This is a genomic window from Iningainema tapete BLCC-T55, from assembly GCF_014698965.1.
Lineage (GTDB): Bacteria > Cyanobacteriota > Cyanobacteriia > Cyanobacteriales > Nostocaceae > Iningainema > Iningainema tapete.
In genome coordinates this window covers 78,869-98,176 of the sequence record NZ_JACXAE010000080.1, presented here as the reverse complement: position 1 = coordinate 98,176, position 19,308 = coordinate 78,869, and the positions used below count along the sequence as shown (strand labels likewise).

Sequence of the window (19,308 nt, the reverse complement as noted above, 5' to 3'; positions counted from 1 at the left end):
CAGCACAGTAGAACAGACAGGAAAAGGTAAGGGCGGGGACATCCGCATTAGCGCTGAGAGTTTGTATGTGACCAATGACGCTCAAGTTCAAGCCAGTACCAGTGGACAAGGGGATGCAGGTAGTCTGATAATTGATGCGAGGGGCAATGTCTCTTTTGATATCGGCGCTGCTTTCAGCACAGTAGAACAGACAGGAAAAGGTAAGGGCGGGGACATCCGCATTAGCGCTGAGAGTTTGTATGTGACCAATGGCGCTCAACTTGCTGCAAGCACTCTTGGACAAGGGAATGCAGGTAGTGTGGTAATTGATGCGAGGGGCAATGTCTCTTTTGATGGTATTTCTAGCAATGCCAGATCTTCGAGTGGTGCTTTCAGCACAGTAGAACAGACAGGAGTAGGTAAGGGCGGGGACATCCGCATTAGCACTGAGAGTTTGTATGTGACCAATGAGGCTCAACTTGCTGCAAGCACTCTTGGACAAGGGAATGCAGGTAGTGTGATAATTGATGCAAGGAACAATGTCTCTTTTGATATCGGCGATGCTTTCAGCAAAGTAGAACAAACAGGAAAAGGTAAGGGCGGGGACATCCGCATTAGCGCTGAGAGTTTGTATGTGACCAATGGCGCTCAACTTGTTGCGGCTACCGTTGGACAAGGGGATGCAGGTAGTGTGATAATTGATGCGAGGGGCAATGTCTCTTTTGATGATACCTTTAGCAATGGCAGATATTCCAGTGGTGCTTTCAGCAGAGTAGAACAGACAGGAGTAGGTAAGGGCGGGAACGTCCGCATTAGCGCTGTTACTGTGTCTGTGACCAATGGCACTGTACTTGATGCGAGCACCTTTGGACAAGGGGATGCAGGTGACATTGAAGTCAACGCCAAGAATTCCGTTAGTGTTTCTGGAACCAACTCAATTAGCGGACGCTCTAGTGCCTTATTTACAGATACTTCGAGTCCTACAGGTAAAGGTGGCGATATCATTGTAAATACGAGTGCTTTGCGCGTATCAGATGGCGCGGTTTTAGATGCGCGAACTGCCAATAATCGTAATGGCGGCAATATTACCTTAAATGTGAGACAGGCTGAGATTCTCAAAGGTGGACAGGTTCTCTCTACATCTTCTAGCACTGGAAATGCAGGTAAAATTACAGTCAATGCCACAGACCGAGTCCGAGTCAATGGAAGCGATCGCACTTTCACTGAGAGAGTAGAAAAATTTGGTAGAGATGTTGTTGCACCTATTGATCCTAATAGTGGCTTTTTTGTTCGTTCTCAAAGTACAGGAAGCGCCGGAGACATTGAAATTACCTCACCTAAAATTTATTTGGATAACTCCGGAAGATTCATCGCTACATCCGCATCAGGTAATGGCGGTAATATTAACCTACAAGTGGGTGACTTACTGTTGCTACGCCGTGATAGCCAAATTTCCACTTCTGCGGGTATTGATGGTGCAGGCGGTGACGGTGGTAACATTACCATTAATGCCCCTTTCATCATCGCTGTCCCAAGAGAAAATAGTGACATAACCGCCAATGCATTTACTGGTAAAGGTGGTAGAGTTGATATTACAACCAAAGGCATCTTTGGTCTTCAGTCTCGCAATAGCCCAACTCCCTTAAGTGACATCACAGCCAGTTCTGAACTTGGAGTAGCTGGCATAGTGCAAATCAACACACTTGATGTTGACCCCACACAAGGATTAGTAGAACTGCCCGTAAATCTGGTTGATGCTACACAGCAAATCGCTACTGGCTGCGCTCCAGGTGGTAAGCAAAGAAGGGGTTCATTTACTGCAACTGGACGTGGAGGAGTTGCCCCCAGTCCCACTGAACCATTAATGAGTGATGCGGTGCTAGCTGATTGGGTGAGGCTTCCATTGGAGACAAGGGCGCTAAAGACAACAAGGGCGAAGGATATCGAGGCAAGGGAACGAAGCAACACAGAAGCTAATTCTGTCAATCCCCCTACTGAAATTGTGGAAGCCACCGGGTGGGTAGTTGATGCCAATGGAAACATAGTTTTGGTCGCTAGTGCATCAACTGTTAATCCTCATAGTCCCTTGTTCAATCCGGCATCTTGCCCTATTCGTTAAGCTTGAGCGTTCAAGCTAACAAGATTTGCTTAGTAGTGAGGGATCGCTTTGTATTTTAGCAAGTCGTGTATGTCAAAATGAAAATGAGAAAAACCTCAAGGTGAGCGATCGCTCGGTTCCGCTAAACAAAGGATTGACTTATAGCAATGGCAGAAGAAACCAATCACAATGAAGCTGGGGAAGTAGCTCCCAGCACTGTTGAGAAGCAGGCTCCCGATGTTGCTGAAGAACACGCTCCTAGTACAGATTCACCAGCAGCGACAGATATTCCTAGCGCCAACGCACCAGATGCCAATGCGGTATCAGGAGATAATCCCAACGCGGCAAAAAAAGCTGACGCACCACCCAAAAAAGAAAAACCAGCCGCCGCGTCATCCGAGCCAGGAGAAAAAGCTGCAGCCGCCAAGGGAGCTGCAAAAAAAGAGAAAGCCCCAGCAGTTGAAGATAAACCATTTGCCGAATTTATACAGCAACATTACTTACCTGCTGTGGAAAAGGCGATTACTTCTCAAGGTGTGCAAGATTTACAGCTAAATTTTGCCAAACAAAAAGTAGCAATTAAGGGTTTTGACACTGGCGTTGAATGGTGGCAAATTCTTGGTAGTTGGCAAAACGGATTGCGACAGTTTAACTTATATTTTCCTGAAGAAGATATTCAAGGGAAGAAGGCATTTTCCTGTAATGAAGGCAAAAAGCCCAGCACTCTTGAGTCATTCTTAATTGATGAGCGCAAAGTTACACTAGACCTTTTAGTATATGGACTAGTGCAACGCTTGAACGGTCAAAAGTGGCTGGGAAGAAACTAATTTAATTCATGAAAATGGTAGATAACGGCTCCAGAAATGGGGTCGTTATCTATTCTTACATAGCCAGATTTCAGCAACTCTTTCAGCGCTGCTTCGACTTCAGGAAAAGTGGCTCCTGTTGCCTTCACACCTTGAGTAACAGTAAGTGTGCCACCCTTACTTTCAGCAGCTTCAATCAGCTTTACCACTAACTGATGACCAGTGGGACGGTATACTTCTGAAGCTACGACTGGTTCATTTAATGGCACACCCAGAGGGGACAACCCAGCTTTAAGTCTCAGTCTCATTTCGTGTTCATCAACCATATTAGGTATGAGGAACACATCCACAAATTGCCCTATACCCAGTATACCGCCTGTACACAGCCATAATAGCCCTGTGCCAATTTTACCATTATATAATCGATGCAGTCCGCCCAAGCCGAAAAACCAAGCTGCACTCAAAATATAGGAAACTAGAAGTCGTTCTTGTTTTTTGTTATTGTCAGCATTCATCTTGTTTTTTACCCCTCGTCGGCGCTGTTACTTTTCAGTCTTATTAGTTTTTGTTCTGATTCGTCACTTTATAGGCAGTTAGTTGGGTTTTTAGAAGTCATGAATTTGAATAACTCTTTATCCTACGATAACCAGCAAAACCAAAATTTTCCTAATTTTTAAGTTGCAGAAATTACATAACAGTAGGGGCGAGCAGCTGTTCGCCCTTATCATACATGGTCTTTCTTTCAGGATAAGATCAGCGCATAGTGCTAAACTTCACGCAGTAGATTCACCCAAACGGGTGATTTTCACAGGTAGGGGCGAGCGTGCGATCGCTTCCACTTTACTTGTAACAACCCCAATCTCCCTCCCCTATTTCCAAAAAAACGAGAGCGATTGTTGCAACTCTTAACGTTTTACCTCATAGCAATTATTCCCCTCCTTGGTAGACTGAGATTTGATACAAATAGTGTATTCAAGTCTCATATCTAACAGAGACACTGCAAATGCACCTGGGGAGAGCATTTTGCTTGGCTTTCTCAGGCACTTTAGATAAAAACTCATTGCAATCAAAACATGGTAGATTCCCTAAAAAAACCTAGCTTTGACGAAATGCGCCCAGGGATCAAAGTCCCAGCCAAGGAAACCCTGCTAACACCCCGGTTCTACACCACTGACTTTGACGAGATGGCACGGATGGACATCTCTGTGAATGAAGACGAGTTGAAAGCCATTCTCGAAGAGTTTCGTGCTGACTACAACCGCCATCACTTTGTTCGGGATGCTGAGTTTGAACAATCCTGGGATCATATTGACGGAGAAAAACGTCAATTGTTCATTGAATTTCTGGAACGTTCTTGTACTGCAGAATTTTCCGGCTTTTTGCTTTATAAAGAACTCAGCCGTCGTTTGAAAGACAAAAGCCCTGTACTAGCAGAGTGCTTTTCTTTGATGTCGCGAGATGAAGCCCGTCATGCTGGCTTCTTGAATAAAGCGATGTCAGATTTCAATATGTCGCTAGATTTAGGGTTTTTGACTAAGAGTCGGGATTATACCTTCTTTAAGCCGAAATTTATCTTTTACGCAACATATCTTTCGGAAAAAATTGGTTATTGGCGGTATATCACGATTTATCGTCATCTGGAGTCACATCCAGAAGACAGGATTTATCCGATTTTCCGGTTCTTTGAAAACTGGTGTCAGGATGAAAACCGTCACGGGGATTTCTTTGATGCGATCATGAAAGCCCAACCACAAATGTTAAATGATTGGAGGGCGCGGTTGTGGAGTCGGTTTTTCTTACTGTCGGTGTTTGCAACTATGTATCTGAATGATATCCAGCGTAAAGACTTTTATGCGGCGATTGGATTAGATGCACGGGAGTACGACATCTATGTGATTAAGAAAACTAATGAAACTGCAGGGCGTGTTTTCCCGGTAATGCTGGATGTGGAAACTCCGGAGTTTTATCAGCGATTGGATGTTTGTGTGCAAAATAATGAGAAGTTGACGGCGATCGCTAATTCTAATACTCCTAAGTTTTTACAATTCTTCCAGAAGTTACCTTATTACGTTTCTAATGGTTGGCAGTTGTTGCGGTTGTATTTGATGAAGCCAATTGATGCTATGGCTGCTCACGGTACTGTACGTTAGGCGATCGCTCTTTATAAGTTAAAAGGTTCTGCACGTTCGCAGAACCTTTTTTATTTTCTTGGTAATCTCCGACTAAATCAAAAAATTATTAAACACAAAGTTGGCAACATTTCTGCCTACTGCTACCCCATCTACAGTGGCGGCGTCGATATGAATTCCACCGTAAATGCGGCTATCAGAATCCTCTTGAGCTGCTTGTGAAAAGCTGCCGTAAGAGCGTGCAACACCAGGTAATTCCTGTGAACGAAGATCGTAACTGATGTTGTCAGTGTTATAAAACAGTTTGAGAATTTCGGGGTAAACTAAATCTTATTGAATCTATGCAGAAACAACAGAAGTGTCTTTAATTGCTGCTATCATCTAATTTGGTCGTGGCTAAAGCACGTTGGCGACTTCGGGGCTTGAGTCTCCCAGATCAGAGCTTAAGCGTACCCGCTACCCCTGTGGGTAATACTTACTCTCATATTTCAAAGCAGTGGTCTTAAACTTAGATGGCAACCATCCAAGTAATAGCGCTGCTGCAACGGAATAGCCGATTGAGTGTAAGTATTGGACAGTGCGACCTACTAAGATCGCTTCCACCTCGCTAGATCGCATGTATCTAGTAATTTGGTTATCCTGCCCTCGAACACGGACATTTATCGCCGCATTCCAATCAGCCTGGATTACATCCCCCGTGTAACGGATAAACAGATCCCCTTTTCGGCAACCTAAAAGCGTTCCCGTCAAAGAATCAAGTTGCGATGTATAAGCTGGATTGACCACTGATATTGTCGATCCAGTCTCCAAAGAGATTTTCTCAATTGAAGCTTGTAATTCCCCTTTCATCCATTGATTAAGCTTGCGTGTAAGGTGCTTTGCCTGACTCTTGCCTTTGATGGGGATAGAGAGATCCTCGCAAATTATATCGATAGGTGAAGTGATGACCCGTCGTAAATCAAAGCGAATAAAATTCTTGATAGTTTCTTTCTCGCTTTGTAGCTTGCGAGTTTTGACCTTATAGCCAAGATTTTTTTCTAAAATACGCGCTGCCTTGGCTGGGTCATGCTTTGTAATACCGTTTGCGAATGCTCTAATCCGATAGCGATTACGGTTGGTTTTGGCAATCCGCTCGGTCTTTTCGGTCATCATCTTCCCAAGTCCAGACGCTATCGCTTGACCGTCAGAAGTATAAAACCCTTCTGTATATCCTTTGTCTAATCCTATTGATTGAGTAGGCTTACCCTCTGGCAAGGTCTTCGTGCGTTGATGGACGCAATGTACTTCTAATTGCCCATCAATGTTCCGAATGACTCGGATTTGACCTTTGATAATATGGCGACATCTAAGATTTAAGGTAATCTTTTTGCCACGCTCTAACCCTTGGATTTGTAATTCGACAGAATGACGGTTAATTCGTTTGCAGGTGTAGCCTTGACCCTGATAAACAATCTGATTGCGAACAAAAGTACGACCTCGCTTGTACTGAGTGCGAAATTTACGATGGAGCCATTTATCCTTAGTTGGGTCTGTTTCCAGTAATTCAATCAGCCTATTCCGTGCCGTTTCAATAGCACAGGTTGGAAACATCTCTAACGACACAAGTTTAAGTGCTTTTAACTCCTCTCCTTTTTTCTTCCCTTTGTTCTCTGCTAGCCATTTTAAGCGTTGTTGTTGGACGCTTTGCATTGGATATTTTCGCCATATCTCGCGCACTAGATAAACTTTAGCCGCTTCTTGTTGCGCAGAAATCGCTTTCATCGTGTCATTGACAGCCCATTCCCATATCTTCCCCGGAAGTCCAATATCATCGGGTTTTAATATTGTCCTAATGATGGAATCAGCTTTCTTCCAATCTAAGTCCCAGCCTTGCAAAGAACCAAGTTTGTTATAGGTGAGTGATCTAGGGATGCCACACAGGTGCATTATTTGATCCACCTGTGCTTCATCAGAACAAGAAACAACAGGGATTACCTGAGTATAGGTTTCTTCTGTTTTACGTTGTTTCTTGCTTGCCATGATTGTTTACCTCCTCTATAAACAAATGATAGCATATTTTTAGACCAGCCACCATATCTAAATCAAAAATGGGAAAGAAAAAACTTAGAGGAGTAGGGCAAGATTATGACGAGGTAAAAACTCACATACACATTGCTTTAACTCCTACAGCAAAAAAACTTCTACAGCAAAGAGCTTCGGAGCGTGGTTGTAGAAGTATTAGCGATTTGGTCGAAAAGTGGGCTAGAGGACAAATTACATAGATTTGCTGTGTTTTATCTAGACTTGAGTCTTTCTGCTTAACCGCTTTAGGTGCTGAGAATAGTACTGTTCGTACAGCAGATCAAACAGAAATAGCTCAATTCTGGGCATCCGATCGCGATGATACCTTTAGACCACCAGGGCAACTAAACGAACTCGCGCAAGAAGTTGCCCTCGTGATTATGGCTATTCGTTTGAGCGCTGGACTTCTCAGTGGTTAGGAAAACATCTTGCCCAAGAATTAGGTATAAAAGTTAGCAATTACCACATTACTCGTTTACTGAAGTCAATGGGGCTTTCTACTCGAAGTAGAAACAAAACTGAAAAGAGTCAAGGGTTGGAGTATTAGCATTGGCAAGGTGCAGTTTTCTCTGGAGCCTGTCTGGCGATCGCACATTAATTTGATCAAGACCAATAACTGATTGTTGAGGTACTGGTCTTGATCAAATTAAGTTTCTGCTATCCTTTTTTATAAACCGCCAAGACGCCAAGGACGCCAAGGATTGAAAGAGAAGTTAAGAATTGTTATCAGTTATGTTGATTTGCGCAAATGTATGTACCCCCTTAATCACAGGAGTTAGCGCGAACGATCGCTTTCCCTGTGTAGGCGACTGGCGTTGGCTTGGGGAGATCGGTTTTGCGGCTGCTTGTTTGCTGTTAACAGCTACTCCTGGTAGATGTGAACCTCCTGTTGAGTTGGATTTAAGTCCGGAGGTGATTGAAGGTAGTCCTGTTTTACAGCGGTGGCGGCGGAAAGTGCCAAATGTATTGGAGGATATTAGGAATGATCCGAGTTTTTGCACAAGAGTACGATTTGGTTTTTCTGTGTTTCCTTCAATGGGACAAGCTTTTGGAGTAAATGTTGGTGTTGAGGATGTTTTTATTGGTGATGGTTTAACTGTTAGTGGTGAGTATCAGGCAGCATTTAATGGTAAGCATGAGGCTTACGGTGTAGATTTGCATTATTATTTACGTCCTTTAGGTAGTTATGTTAATTTTGCACCTGTGGTAGGTTTTAGGCATTTGCAAACAAATAGTTACTCTACAGATGGAGTGAATTTAGGTGCGAGGTTGCTGTTAGTTTTGTCTCGTGATGGTGCTGCAGACATATCTCTAACTCAAAGTTGGGTTAACCCAGGTACTAATGAAGAAGTTGGTTTAACTAGTTTTTCCGTAGGTTATGCTGTTACTCGTAATCTCCGTATTGCTACAGATATTCAAAAACAAAATGCTCGACGGGATAAAGATAGTCGTGTAAATATTGTTTTGGAATGGATACCTTAATATTAAGAAACATGTTTTCTCACTTCTTAAAGAAATGGATTATGTTTTATTTTTTTTCCGGAAACGACAAAATTTTAATGTTAGTGATTAATATATCCTTGTCTATCTTTTAGCTAAACTTTACTGTTTTTTAGTAGTTTACTAATTAATCAGTTTAGCAAACGAGCCTGTTTCCCAAGCTATTCATCACAAAATAACGTTGGAGTGTGTTTCTACTAGTTCGCGTCGCCTGTAGCTTACACAAAAGTGTATGCCTAACGTTTGAGTTACAGTAATATGAGGAAAAGATATCTACAATCAATTTTGACATACTTTTTTATGACCCATATCTGAGTCATTTTACTATCTGGTAATAGCAAGCTCTACATAGCTATCAGTACCTCTGTTGATATTTTTGTTTATTTCAACAAGGCTATCCACAAGTTTCCATAAAAATATTACTTTTACCCCTATGAAAACTCTTCCTATTGGTAGATACAGATTTTTTCAATCTTTACAACCACTAGCTCTACTAACGAAGATCACCAGCCAACAGAATACTGGTTGTTTGCAGGTTTATAGCTCGACAGCTACATGGTTATTCTATCTTGAAAAGGGTAAACTAATATACGCTTGTTACGCAGATAACATGTTTAATTTGCTTTACAAAAATTTACAACAATTGAGTCAGAAAATTTCTACTCTTCATCCAGGGATTTATCAGCAGTTACAAGCAATATTTGAAACAGGTATTGAGCATCAGGCAATTCCTAATCCAGATTATCTAGCCATTTGCTGGTTAGTTAATCAGAGGCATCTTAACTTAGCCCAAGCAGGAACATTGATTGAGAGATTGGCATTAGAGGTTTTAGAGCCATTTTTAAGGTTAAAAGAGGGAAGTTATGAATTTTCTTCAGAAAGTTTTTTAGACGACATGCCTAAGTTTTGTCATCTCGATCTGCTTTTACTTGCCGAAAACTTTCAAAAACAGTACAAAAGTCCAGAAAATTCTGACAATCAAAAGGTAAACCATCGCTTTCAAGTTTTTCAAGGGCGATCGCCATCGACACAATCAAAAAAACAACCACCATTACATAGCGCTCAACAAGTATACCAACATCCTTTCAACAAAAAATACACAGTTTTCTGTATTGATGATAGCCCAATCATAATCAATACCATTAAATGTTTTTTGGATGAGCAAATTTTTACCTTTGTTGGAGTTAACGATCCAGTAAAATCTTTAATGCAAATTATCCGTGTGAAACCTGACATAATTTTACTAGATATTGAGATGCCTAATTTAGATGGTTATGAACTGTGTTCCTTACTACGTAAACATTCTTATTTTCAAAATACACCAATAATTATGGTAACAGGAAGAACAGGCTTAATAGATAGAGCAAGGGCAAAACTTGTGAAAGCTTCAGGGTATTTAACTAAGCCTTTTACACAAGCAGATTTACTGAAAATCGCCTTTCAATACATTAAATAATTAAGCTATAGACATAAAAATAACACCTTGATTTAATTTTGGTATTCACTATTACTAAGACTACTATAAATCTATTTTGTCACGGCAAAAATTCTTGAAGCGCAATTATTAATTTTTTCTTAAAAAGATTACTCTTAAAGAAAGTTTTGAGTAGCCTTGAAGGAAAACTAGTCTTTTTCTAAAAATCTAGCATCTACTCAAGCACTTCTATTTGATTTATGAACAAATTTATTTGAACTGTTAACAATTAGCAGTTAACAGTTCAAGGTAGCTAATTGTTGATTGAACATCTCCGAAAAAATAATGTAGAGACGTTCCATAGAACGTCTCTAAAATAATTGTAGACAATACTTTATTATTATGTTAAAAAGCAAAGAACTAGAAATTCAGATGCAGTTCCTCGAAGGAGTAACTGAATACATAGATACCTTAGAAGCTACATTACAAGAAATAAAAGATAATGGTACTATTACTCTAAAAAAAATAAATGTAGCACTAAAATATGCTCATTATATAAAAAATGATGCAGCCTTAATGGGGTTTCGTATACTTGGTGATTTAGCTCAGCGATTGCAAGATTTATTTATAGTTTTGAAAACTTATAAAATTTCTTGGCAATTTGACAATGATTTACACAATTTATTAGTATTTGTACTAGATTGGCTACGTCAAATAGTGAGACTACATTCAGAAGGTTATACTATTGACGAGCAGTGGTTAACAACATTTTGTTATCCAGTATTTGAGGAATTGTATGAACGATTGGGTGCGCCAATACCTGAGGATGCGATCGCATGGAGACAGGAGACAGGAGACAGAATGAGCTCTGTTTACACAGATGAGGGGTTAATAGCTTCGATTAATAGATTAGGAGACAATCAAAAGCTCAGTAATAACATTTCTGAGTCTAGCTTTAAACATAGTATTTCTCCTGACACATGTCTTCTCACTCCTGACTCCTCTCATCAAGATTTATTCAGCGAACTTAACACCCAAAATCATAATTATAAAATGCAAATAGAAAGATTACAAAAACTAATCCGTAACCTGAGCATTCGTGTGAAAAACATGGAGCGAGAAAACTATGAACTACGTCTTGCTTATGACAAATTTACTACTAAAATAGCTACAGCAACCTATACACAGTATCAGTTAGAAGACAACTGGACAGATAATAGTGATAGCAGCGATTATGTAGAAAAAGACTGCTATGATGAACTACAAATTTTATCACAAACAGTGATGAAAGCAGTAGTTAAAATCCAAGAAATTACTACAGACATTCAACTGAGTTTAGAAGACACAGGTAAAGTTAACCTTCTACTTAATAAAACAGCCCAGCAGTTACAAAAATCCTTTACCCAAATCAGGATGCGCCCACTATCAGATTTAGTTGAGCGCTTTCCCTTAGCTTTGAGCCAAATGAGTGTAGAGTACGGCAAAAATGTACAATTGAAAATAGAAGGTGCGAACACTCTAATTGAATCTAACATTTTAGAAGCTCTCGACGAGCCTCTGATGCATTTAATAATTAACGCTTGCCAACACGGCATAGAAGATCAAACAATCCGCCGTGCTTGTGGTAAACCAGAACAAGGATTAATTGAAATCAAAGCAACTCATCAAGGAAATCGTACACTGATTACAGTTAAAGATGATGGCAGTGGTATTTCTCCTGAGAAAATTCGTAGCCGTGCTTTAGCAATAGGGCTAGAACCAAAACAACTAGCTCAAATTAGTGATGATGAATTGTTATCACTGATATTTGAATCCAAATTAAAAGTTAGTGAACATACAAGCACACCATTCAGTCGAGGTATAAGCATAGTACATAGTAAACTCAAACAAGTACAAGGAGACTTAAAAGTAGACACCATACAAGGAGTAGGCACTACCTTTACACTGTCACTACCTTTAATCGCACCTTAAACCGGACGACAACCAGATAAAGTGCTGTGCAAATTTACCACAGCACCAATCACAACAATAGCTGGTGAAGCAAAACCAGTTGCCTCAACTTGCGCAACAATAGTTCCCAACTTACCAATAAGTTCCTCCTGTTGCGACAAAGTACCCCAACGTACCAAAGCAATCGGCATCTCCAAACTCAACCCCGCCCCTTGCAACTGCTCCACAATATAAGACAAATTGTGAACACCCATGTAAATCACAATAGTTTCCGAACCTAGAGCGAGCGCATTCCAATTTACAGCCGGACGATACTTACCCGCTGCCTCATGCCCAGTTACAAAAGTCACCGATGAACTATACAGACGATGCGTCAAAGGAATCCCAGCATAAGCCGGAGCCGCTATACCCGAAGTAATACCAGGCACAACCTCCACCGACACCCCAGCTTGTACCAACTCCTCCATCTCCTCACCACCACGACCAAAAATAAACGGATCTCCCCCCTTCAAACGCACAACCACAGCAAAATCCCGCGCCTTATCAATCAACAACTGAGTCGTCTCATCCTGAACCAAAGAATGACGCCCCCGACGCTTCCCAGCATCAATCATCACAGCCTGAGGATTAACCATCCCCAAAATCTCCCGACTCACCAAAGCATCATACACAACCACATCCGCACACTCCAACAAACCCTTCCCCTTCAAAGTCATCAACCCCGGATCACCAGGGCCCGCACCCACCAAATAAACCTTACCCAAAAACCTCTCCTCTTCCTTCGCGTTCTTCACTTCTCCTGTCGGAGACGCGGAGCGAACGTGACGCTCCGCGAACGCGCCTTCGCTGTTCATTATTCCAACAACTCCCAAACCAAATCAACCAACTCATCACTCATCCCCAAAGGCTCAGCCAAAAAAAAACACACCTCAGAGAACTCTAACCTCAACTCCTCAATCCGCCAACAAATCGCATCAGTCACCCCACCAGCAAACAAAAAATAAGGCAAAATACCAATCTTTTCATACCCAGCACCGATCAACTCCCTCACCCGCAATAGTAAACTTTGTTTCACATTCCAATAAGCTGCCACCGCTCCCAAACAAGCCGCCATATCTTCTACCACCAGCTTTGAACCAGAACGACGGCTACCATGAGCTAAGAGAATCCACTGGTAATTGTTAGTAACTTTTCTTTCCAATAACCGCTTCAAACCGGAGTTGCTACCTAAGTATAGCAGCAAATCTATCATAATATCTTCACCAACAACCTGCCTTGCCAAATCCACCTGAGATGGAATATCTTCCATCACATGCACTCCCGGAAGCAGAAATAAAGGTAGAATTTTCAAGCGATCGCATCCACAAGCAATAGCATCGCGAGCAAACCGAATCACTTGCTCGTGTAAAGATTCAGGACTTAGTTCCAAATATGCTACTCCAACCATTTGAGATTTTGGCTGTAAGCAATGCAACTTATTCCTTACCATCTGAGCCAAATGCTGCATAGCAATTTCTGGACGGGGATCGCGGCTACCGTGAGATACGAGCAGATACGCAGATGGCATGATCAATCATTGTGAAGGTGTTATTTTAATATAGCGTGAGAATAAACACACAGATGCATACAATAACGCCTTGAACTGAAGTTCAAGGCTTATAGCTCAAGTTCGTTAAAAGGGACTGAAAAAGTTAAGCAGTCAATTAAGACTTCACTTCACTGGTAGGATCAGCTATGTAACGGAAATTAGGCTCTGAATTCCAAGGACCACGTTCATCCTTACCATTAGTAGACAGATTATAGTAAATATCCACTGTGTTATCAGGTTGGATATTACCAAAGAAAGGATCAGTTAATTTACCCAAAGAATCCAACGCATTCATAAACATTTGGGTATGAGAAATTTCTCTTGTTAATAAATGTACGAGTGTCTTCTTGGTACCTTCGTCAGGAGCAAGTTTGATCAACTCTTCATAAGTTTGACGTGCGCCTGCTTCAGCAGCAATATCAGCCCGTAAGTCCCGCACTACGTCGCCACCTTCATTAACGTAGTTAGCACTCCAAGCATTACCTTGGCTATCTAGTAAATGTGGTCCCATACCCCGCACGGCAAACAAAGTGCTTTTATAAGCTTCAGTTTGGTCTACATTTTTAGTGTGACCTTCAATTAGTCTGCCTACCATTTCCAAGTGACCAAACTCTTCCAAGGCAATATCTTGTAACATATCCCGGATACCAGGATTTTCGCAGTGGAAAGATTGAGTCCAGTATTGTAGAGCAGCTGTTAGTTCACCTGTTGCACCACCAAATTGTTCAAGCAGAAGTTGGGCAAAACGTGGATTTGGCTCGTTAACGTTAACAGTGTGAATTGTTTCTTTTTTATGGAAGAACATGACTCTTATCCTCTAGAACCGCCGTTTTATTCCAACTTGAAACTGAGTAAGTTACTTCAACGAACCTACTCTAGAAAGCTGGATATTCACTCTATATACCTCACAATCCTAAATACAATCACCAAGAAGAGCTTGCCTCTGGAGGAAGACTTGCTGCTCTATCAAAAGAGAGTGTGGGTGCTACTAACGTTGTTGCGCATTGTAAGTATAGAACTTGTCAAACGCTCCCACTGTTTCAAATTGGTATGAAGGTACTAAGGAATTCAGTGTTAAATCTGTACGATAGATACTGAAAATTAGAAAATTTTGTCTTTGCGTACTGGCGGCGATAATGTCGCGCATCTGCGGGTTAGCCGATTCTATCAGTTGGTTGCAGTTGAGATTTACTAAATTCTTTAATAAATTTGGTGTTTTCTTGCAGACATTAGCTTTTATATATTCTGTTAGTTGTTGCGCAGCATACTCTTCATATTCAGCCGGACTGGGATTTGTTGTTGCCATTGCTACTCCCACGGCTGCTAGCGCTACTGCTCCCGCACATGCCATAATGGTAAAGGCTTTCATTTTTTTCACACGTTACTATCTCTAAATTTTAGACTCAAGGTTAACTGAGTCCGTTCCTGAAAAAAAAACTGGATCATTTAAAAAATATCTGCTATACTCATATATATCAATGGCGAGCGTGGCCAAGTGGTTAAGGCAGAGGTTTGTGGTTCCTCCATTCGTGGGTTCGAGTCCCATCGTTCGCCCTTAGTAGAGACGTTCCATGGAACGTCTGTACAGCAGTTTTTGGGTGATGCATAATTATTTTGGTGGAGATGTCTATTCTATACGTTGCAGAATCAGCTCCATTAAGGCGTCAATGAGGCGATCGCTCTTCATTGGGATCACATCCTTACCATGCATCATCTCTTGAGTCATGACAAAATGAACTAGTGACCCAAGCATAATTCGCGCCGTTGCTTCTGGATCGGAAATTTTCAGTTCTTTTCGACTTGCCAAGTAAAGCCTTAGAATCTCAATCACTGGCTTGACTATATTAGTGACGCAAACGACAGCCAACTCTGGGAAACGCTCTGATTCCCCAATCAGCACGCGCTTAAATGCACGAAATTCTTGATCCTCAAGCATATGATTTAATGCTTTTTGAGCGAGATTTCGCAGCACTATTTTCGGATTGCCTTCTAAGGGTTCTGTACCAAAGACTGAGTGAAACCTTTCTCTTGCCAATTTTTCAATCAGCGCTTTAAACAGTCCCTGTTTATCTTGAAAATGGCTATAGACAGTTGCCTTAGAAACTCCAGCACAAGCAGCTACCTTATCCATACTTGTACCTGCATAGCCGTGAACGAGAAACTCTTGCATTGCTCCAAGGAGAATCTGTTCAACTTTATCAGTGGAACTGTCGCGCTCTTCACTAATTCTTGCACGTACCATACGAAAAAGTTTAGTTTAGTTATATTATATGACTAAACGGTTTAGTTTTACACGACCGCTGAAGAAGGGCGTTATGGTGCATAATCCCAAATTAGAATCAAAAACAGAAGAATCGATCTACCGTAAACCAATCCGTCCACTTATACTTACAGCTATACTAGCAACCCTAGTAGTAGGTGGAATTAGTTTGTACACAGTACAAAGGTTTAGAAACGCAAATAGCCAGAAAATAGTCCCAGCAGCCAATGCTGTGGAAGTAAAAACAGTAACAGCGCTTGGAAGACTAGAACCAAAAGGAGAGGTAATCAAACTATCAGCGCCAGCTAACGTGGAAGGAAATCGGGTAGAAAAACTGCTGGTAAAAGAAGGAGATAGACTCAAGCCTGGACAAATGATAGCAGTATTAGATAGTCGCGATCGCCTACAAGCTTCATTATTAGAAGCACAAGAGGCAGTGCGAGTAGCCCAAGTAAACCTTGTGCGAGTTAAAGCAGGTGCAAAACAAGGTGAAATCGAAGCACAAAAAGCGGCAATTGCTCGTTTAGAAGCTGAACAAAACACCGAAATCGAAGCACAAAAAGCGACGATTGCACGCCTAGAAGCTGAACAAAACACCGAAATTGAAGCACAAAAAGCGACGATTGCTCGCCTAGAAGCCGAGCAAAACACCGAAATTGAAGCCCAAAAAGCGACGATTGCCGAAGCTCAAGCACAGCTAGTAAATGCCCAAGCAGAAATTCAACGCTATGAAAAATTATACCAAGAAGGAGCAATTGCTATCTCTTTAAGAGATACTAAAAATTTAACAGTTGCTACAGCACAACAAAAACTCAACGAAGCACGCGCCAACCTCAAACGCATCCAATCTTCTCGACAGCAGCAAATAATAGAAGCACAAGCTAACCTTAATCGTATCCAGTCTTCCCGAAAACAACAACTAGCAGAAGCACAAGCTAACCTCAAACGAATTCAATCTTCTTTTGATCAACAAATCAAAGAAGGCAAAGCCACCTTAGATAAGATAGCAGAAGTTCGTCCAGTGGATGTGTTAGCAGCCCAAGCAGAAGTAAATCGTGCTGTTGCCGCCATGAAAAGAGCGCAAGAAAATTTAAAAATGGCTTACGTGCAATCACCTCAAGAGGGACAGGTATTCAAAATTCATACCTTTCCTGGGGAATTAGTTTCCAATGAAGGTATTGCCGAGATTGGGCAAACTGGGCAAATGTATGCCGTTGCAGAAGTATACCAAAGTGACATCGGTAAAGTACGATTAGGTCAGAGAGTGCGTCTAGTCAGTGAATCTTTAAATGGTGAATTACTGGGAACTGTAGACAGAATTGGCTTACAGGTACTAAGGCAAAACGTAATTAACAGCGACCCCTCTAGTAATATAGATGCCAGAGTAGTGGAAGTTCATGTTCGCCTAGATCCAACATCTACAGAAAAAGCATCCAGATTCACTAATTTACAAGTAAAAGCAGTAATCGAATTGTAGAGACGCCCCGGCGGGGCGTCTCTACATGATGTGCCAAAAACCACGCATCTAAAATTGACTATGATTGGATTCATTCAACAACTGCGGCGAAGAACACCATTAGGATGGCGACAACTAAGTCATGAAAAAGGTCGTTTCTTAGTAGCATTATCAGGCATTGCCTTTGCCGATGTTCTGATGTTCATGCAGCTAGGGTTTCAAACTGCCCTATTTGATAGTAACACCAGACTACATGGCAGTATGGTTGCCGACATTTTTTTAATTAGTCCCCAAGCACGTAACCTGGCAAATATGTCTTCGTTTCCACGCCGAAGATTGTATCAAGCAACGGATATGCCAGGAGTAAAGTCGGCAGAACAAATGTATGTCAACTTTATCGACTGGAAAAATCCCCAAACGCAACAGAAGACAACAGTATTAGTGATGGGGTTTAATCCAGACAAGCCAGCTCTTAACTTACCAGAAGTTAACTCTCAATTGGACGAGATTAAACTTCCCGATACCGTCTTATTTGATAGTGCCTCTAGAGGAGAATACCAAGAAGCGCTTAATCAAATTAATCAAGGTAAACCCGTTACTACAGAAATTGCCCGCAGGACAGTTACTATTAGTGGTACTTTTAAAGTAGGTGCTTCTTTTATTGCTGATGGTACTCTAATTACCAGTGACCAAAACTTTTTGCGATTATTCCCCAGACATGAACCCAGCAGTGTCAGTGTAGGATTAATAAAATTACAACCAGGTTATGAACCGCAACAGGTGGCTTCATACTTGAAATCTCACTTGGGTGATGATGTGAGAGTCTTAACCCAAGAGGAATTTATCAGTTTTGAGAAAAAATACTGGCAAGAAAACACTGCAATTGGCTTTATCTTTAGCTTGGGTGTAACGATGGGGTTCTTGGTAGGGGTGATTATTGTTTATCAAGTACTTTCAACTGATGTTAATGCTCATATGAAAGAATATGCCACCTTCAAAGCAATGGGGTATCGCAATCTCTACCTACTAGGAGTGGTGTTTGAGGAAGCAATAATCTTGGCAGGGTTGGGTTTTTTACCAGGAGTTGCTGTCTCCTTTGGACTCTATTCTATGACACGGAACGCTACTAACCTACCATTATATATGACTTTGGCAAGAGCTTTACAAGTACAGATACTCACTATTATTATGTGTATGATTTCAGGTGCGATCGCCACTCGTAAAGTTCAATCTGCTGATCCTGCTGATATGTTCTAAAATTCAAAATCCTATGCCACCTGTAATTTCTATTGAAAATCTCAACCACTACTTTGGTAAAGGTCAACTGCGTAAACAAGTACTATTTGATATTAATTTAGAAATCAACGCTGGTGAAATTATCATTATGACAGGTCCGTCTGGTTCTGGTAAAACTACGCTGCTTACTTTAGTGGGTGGATTGCGTTCTGCTCAAGATGGTAGTTTACGGGTGCTAGGAAGAGAACTTTGTGGTGCTAGTGCAGGAGAACTAGTGCAGGCACGACGCAGTAATGGATATATCTTCCAGGCACATAACTTGCATGGTAGTTTGACAGCAGTACAAAACGTCAGGATGGGCTTGGAACTGCATCAGCATATTTCACCCAAACAAATGTACCAGCGCTCAGTTGATATGCTGGATTTGGTTGGATTGGGGCATCGTGTCAATTACTATCCCGATGACTTATCGGGAGGACAAAAACAGCGGGTAGCAATTGCGCGGGCGTTGGTGAGTCATCCCAAAATAGTTTTAGCAGACGAACCTACCGCTGCTCTTGATAGTAAGTCGGGAAGGGATGTTGTTAACTTGATGCAAACACTAGCCAAAGAGCAAGGTTGTACTATTTTGTTGGTGACTCACGACAACCGTATTCTGGATATTGCCGATCGCATCGTCCATATGGAAGATGGAAAGTTAGCCAAAAATCTATCGGAGGTAGGATGATTTTTGGTATTTTGTTCATGTGGGATGAATTTTAGATTTTATTGATGTTTGTTTTTTGACCGTTCTTTATAATTGAGAAAAGTATGAGAAGATTTTAGACAGCA

At 41.4% G+C, this 19,308-nt stretch carries 17 protein-coding genes, 1 tRNA gene and 1 pseudogene; 12 read left to right on the top strand and 7 right to left on the bottom strand.

The annotated features are described in order from the left end of the window. Both ICL16_RS26280 and ICL16_RS26275 read left to right on the top strand, forming a co-directional pair. Positions 1–2,098, top strand: a 2,098-nt coding sequence (locus tag ICL16_RS26280) for an autotransporter outer membrane beta-barrel domain-containing protein (protein WP_238360967.1), incomplete at its 5' end; no start/stop codon positions are given. A gap of 146 nt (positions 2,099–2,244) precedes the next feature. Continuing rightward, the gene (locus tag ICL16_RS26275) at positions 2,245–2,904 is read left to right on the top strand and encodes a DUF2996 domain-containing protein (protein ID WP_190833901.1); all 660 of its coding nucleotides are present in this window, start codon (positions 2,245–2,247) and stop codon (positions 2,902–2,904) included. On the opposite strand, the gene ICL16_RS26270 is transcribed toward ICL16_RS26275, so the two are convergent. Beyond that, positions 2,901–3,398, bottom strand: coding sequence for a TM2 domain-containing protein (locus ICL16_RS26270; RefSeq protein WP_190833898.1), 498 nt, complete (start codon positions 3,396–3,398; stop codon positions 2,901–2,903). The two genes, ICL16_RS26275 and ICL16_RS26270, sit on opposite strands and share 4 nt — an antisense overlap. 558 nt (positions 3,399–3,956) lie before the next feature. Between ICL16_RS26270 and acsF the strand changes: the two genes are divergently transcribed. Beyond that, positions 3,957–5,033, top strand: coding sequence for a magnesium-protoporphyrin IX monomethyl ester (oxidative) cyclase (acsF, locus tag ICL16_RS26265; protein WP_190833894.1), 1,077 nt, complete (start codon positions 3,957–3,959; stop codon positions 5,031–5,033). A gap of 435 nt (positions 5,034–5,468) precedes the next feature. On the opposite strand, the gene ICL16_RS26260 is transcribed toward acsF, so the two are convergent. Beyond that, a complete protein-coding gene (locus ICL16_RS26260) occupies positions 5,469–7,031 on the bottom strand; it encodes a transposase (RefSeq protein WP_202895728.1) in 1,563 nt (520 codons plus the stop codon). Positions 7,032–7,099: 68 nt separating this feature from the next. Here ICL16_RS26260 and ICL16_RS26255 point away from each other — a divergent pair, with 68 nt between their 5' ends. From ICL16_RS26255 to ICL16_RS47380, 5 genes and pseudogenes are all read left to right on the top strand, one after another. After that, complete coding sequence (locus ICL16_RS26255) at positions 7,100–7,273, top strand: hypothetical protein (protein ID WP_190833887.1); 174 nt, start codon at positions 7,100–7,102, stop codon at positions 7,271–7,273. A 203-nt stretch (positions 7,274–7,476) separates the two neighbouring features. Further along, positions 7,477–7,620, top strand: a pseudogene (locus tag ICL16_RS47385) (helix-turn-helix domain-containing protein); the annotation flags it as partial. A 185-nt stretch (positions 7,621–7,805) separates the two neighbouring features. Then, positions 7,806–8,555, top strand: coding sequence for a hypothetical protein (locus tag ICL16_RS26245; RefSeq protein ID WP_238360966.1), 750 nt, complete (start codon positions 7,806–7,808; stop codon positions 8,553–8,555). A gap of 451 nt (positions 8,556–9,006) precedes the next feature. Next, a complete protein-coding gene (locus ICL16_RS26240; protein WP_190833885.1) occupies positions 9,007–10,029 on the top strand; it encodes a response regulator in 1,023 nt (340 codons plus the stop codon). A gap of 360 nt (positions 10,030–10,389) precedes the next feature. Then, positions 10,390–11,958 (top strand): ATP-binding protein, encoded by a 1,569-nt coding sequence (locus tag ICL16_RS47380; RefSeq protein ID WP_337907125.1) that lies wholly within the window; start codon positions 10,390–10,392, stop codon positions 11,956–11,958. On the opposite strand, the gene cobA is transcribed toward ICL16_RS47380, so the two are convergent. The 4 genes from cobA to ICL16_RS26215 form a co-directional block, all read right to left on the bottom strand. Continuing rightward, a complete protein-coding gene (cobA, locus tag ICL16_RS26230; protein ID WP_190833883.1) occupies positions 11,955–12,791 on the bottom strand; it encodes a uroporphyrinogen-III C-methyltransferase in 837 nt (278 codons plus the stop codon). The genes ICL16_RS47380 and cobA overlap by 4 nt on opposite strands. Continuing rightward, a complete protein-coding gene (locus ICL16_RS26225) occupies positions 12,791–13,504 on the bottom strand; it encodes a sirohydrochlorin chelatase (protein ID WP_190833880.1) in 714 nt (237 codons plus the stop codon). Before ICL16_RS26225 ends, cobA begins: the two co-directional genes overlap by 1 nt. Positions 13,505–13,640: 136 nt before the next feature. Continuing rightward, positions 13,641–14,330, bottom strand: coding sequence for a manganese catalase family protein (locus ICL16_RS26220; protein ID WP_190833878.1), 690 nt, complete (start codon positions 14,328–14,330; stop codon positions 13,641–13,643). 183 nt (positions 14,331–14,513) lie between these two features. Next, positions 14,514–14,894 (bottom strand): DUF4359 domain-containing protein, encoded by a 381-nt coding sequence (locus ICL16_RS26215; protein WP_190833876.1) that lies wholly within the window; start codon positions 14,892–14,894, stop codon positions 14,514–14,516. Between the two features lie 112 nt (positions 14,895–15,006). On the opposite strand from ICL16_RS26215, the gene ICL16_RS26210 reads away from it, so the two are divergent. Further along, positions 15,007–15,079: transfer RNA gene (locus ICL16_RS26210), tRNA-His, on the top strand. Positions 15,080–15,152: 73 nt separating this feature from the next. Here ICL16_RS26210 and ICL16_RS26205 read toward each other — a convergent pair. Continuing rightward, positions 15,153–15,767, bottom strand: a complete 615-nt coding sequence (locus ICL16_RS26205; protein ID WP_190833874.1) for a TetR/AcrR family transcriptional regulator — start codon at positions 15,765–15,767, stop codon at positions 15,153–15,155. 73 nt (positions 15,768–15,840) lie between these two features. Here ICL16_RS26205 and ICL16_RS26200 point away from each other — a divergent pair, with 73 nt between their 5' ends. From ICL16_RS26200 to ICL16_RS26190, 3 genes are read left to right on the top strand one after another with little or no spacing between them, the layout of a single operon-like run. Next, complete coding sequence (locus ICL16_RS26200; RefSeq protein WP_190833872.1) at positions 15,841–17,262, top strand: HlyD family efflux transporter periplasmic adaptor subunit; 1,422 nt, start codon at positions 15,841–15,843, stop codon at positions 17,260–17,262. 60 nt (positions 17,263–17,322) lie between these two features. Beyond that, positions 17,323–18,498 carry an ABC transporter permease DevC gene (gene devC, locus ICL16_RS26195; protein ID WP_190833870.1) on the top strand — a complete coding sequence of 392 codons (1,176 nt, stop codon included), beginning with the start codon at positions 17,323–17,325 and terminating at the stop codon, positions 18,496–18,498. 13 nt (positions 18,499–18,511) lie between these two features. Further along, complete coding sequence (locus ICL16_RS26190; RefSeq protein ID WP_190833867.1) at positions 18,512–19,204, top strand: DevA family ABC transporter ATP-binding protein; 693 nt, start codon at positions 18,512–18,514, stop codon at positions 19,202–19,204. Positions 19,205–19,308: the final 104 nt, after the last annotated feature.

Coding starts and splice junctions, on each gene's coding strand:
- ICL16_RS26275 (WP_190833901.1), top strand. CDS start 2,245: ATGGCAGAAGAAACCAATCACAATGAAGCTGGGGAAGTAGCTCCCAGC.
- ICL16_RS26270 (WP_190833898.1), bottom strand. CDS start 3,398: ATGAATGCTGACAATAACAAAAAACAAGAACGACTTCTAGTTTCCTAT.
- acsF (WP_190833894.1), top strand. CDS start 3,957: ATGGTAGATTCCCTAAAAAAACCTAGCTTTGACGAAATGCGCCCAGGG.
- ICL16_RS26260 (WP_202895728.1), bottom strand. CDS start 7,031: ATGGCAAGCAAGAAACAACGTAAAACAGAAGAAACCTATACTCAGGTA.
- ICL16_RS26255 (WP_190833887.1), top strand. CDS start 7,100: ATGGGAAAGAAAAAACTTAGAGGAGTAGGGCAAGATTATGACGAGGTA.
- ICL16_RS26245 (WP_238360966.1), top strand. CDS start 7,806: ATGTTGATTTGCGCAAATGTATGTACCCCCTTAATCACAGGAGTTAGC.
- ICL16_RS26240 (WP_190833885.1), top strand. CDS start 9,007: ATGAAAACTCTTCCTATTGGTAGATACAGATTTTTTCAATCTTTACAA.
- ICL16_RS47380 (WP_337907125.1), top strand. CDS start 10,390: ATGTTAAAAAGCAAAGAACTAGAAATTCAGATGCAGTTCCTCGAAGGA.
- cobA (WP_190833883.1), bottom strand. CDS start 12,791: ATGAACAGCGAAGGCGCGTTCGCGGAGCGTCACGTTCGCTCCGCGTCT.
- ICL16_RS26225 (WP_190833880.1), bottom strand. CDS start 13,504: ATGCCATCTGCGTATCTGCTCGTATCTCACGGTAGCCGCGATCCCCGT.
- ICL16_RS26220 (WP_190833878.1), bottom strand. CDS start 14,330: ATGTTCTTCCATAAAAAAGAAACAATTCACACTGTTAACGTTAACGAG.
- ICL16_RS26215 (WP_190833876.1), bottom strand. CDS start 14,894: ATGAAAGCCTTTACCATTATGGCATGTGCGGGAGCAGTAGCGCTAGCA.
- ICL16_RS26205 (WP_190833874.1), bottom strand. CDS start 15,767: ATGGTACGTGCAAGAATTAGTGAAGAGCGCGACAGTTCCACTGATAAA.
- ICL16_RS26200 (WP_190833872.1), top strand. CDS start 15,841: ATGGTGCATAATCCCAAATTAGAATCAAAAACAGAAGAATCGATCTAC.
- devC (WP_190833870.1), top strand. CDS start 17,323: ATGATTGGATTCATTCAACAACTGCGGCGAAGAACACCATTAGGATGG.
- ICL16_RS26190 (WP_190833867.1), top strand. CDS start 18,512: ATGCCACCTGTAATTTCTATTGAAAATCTCAACCACTACTTTGGTAAA.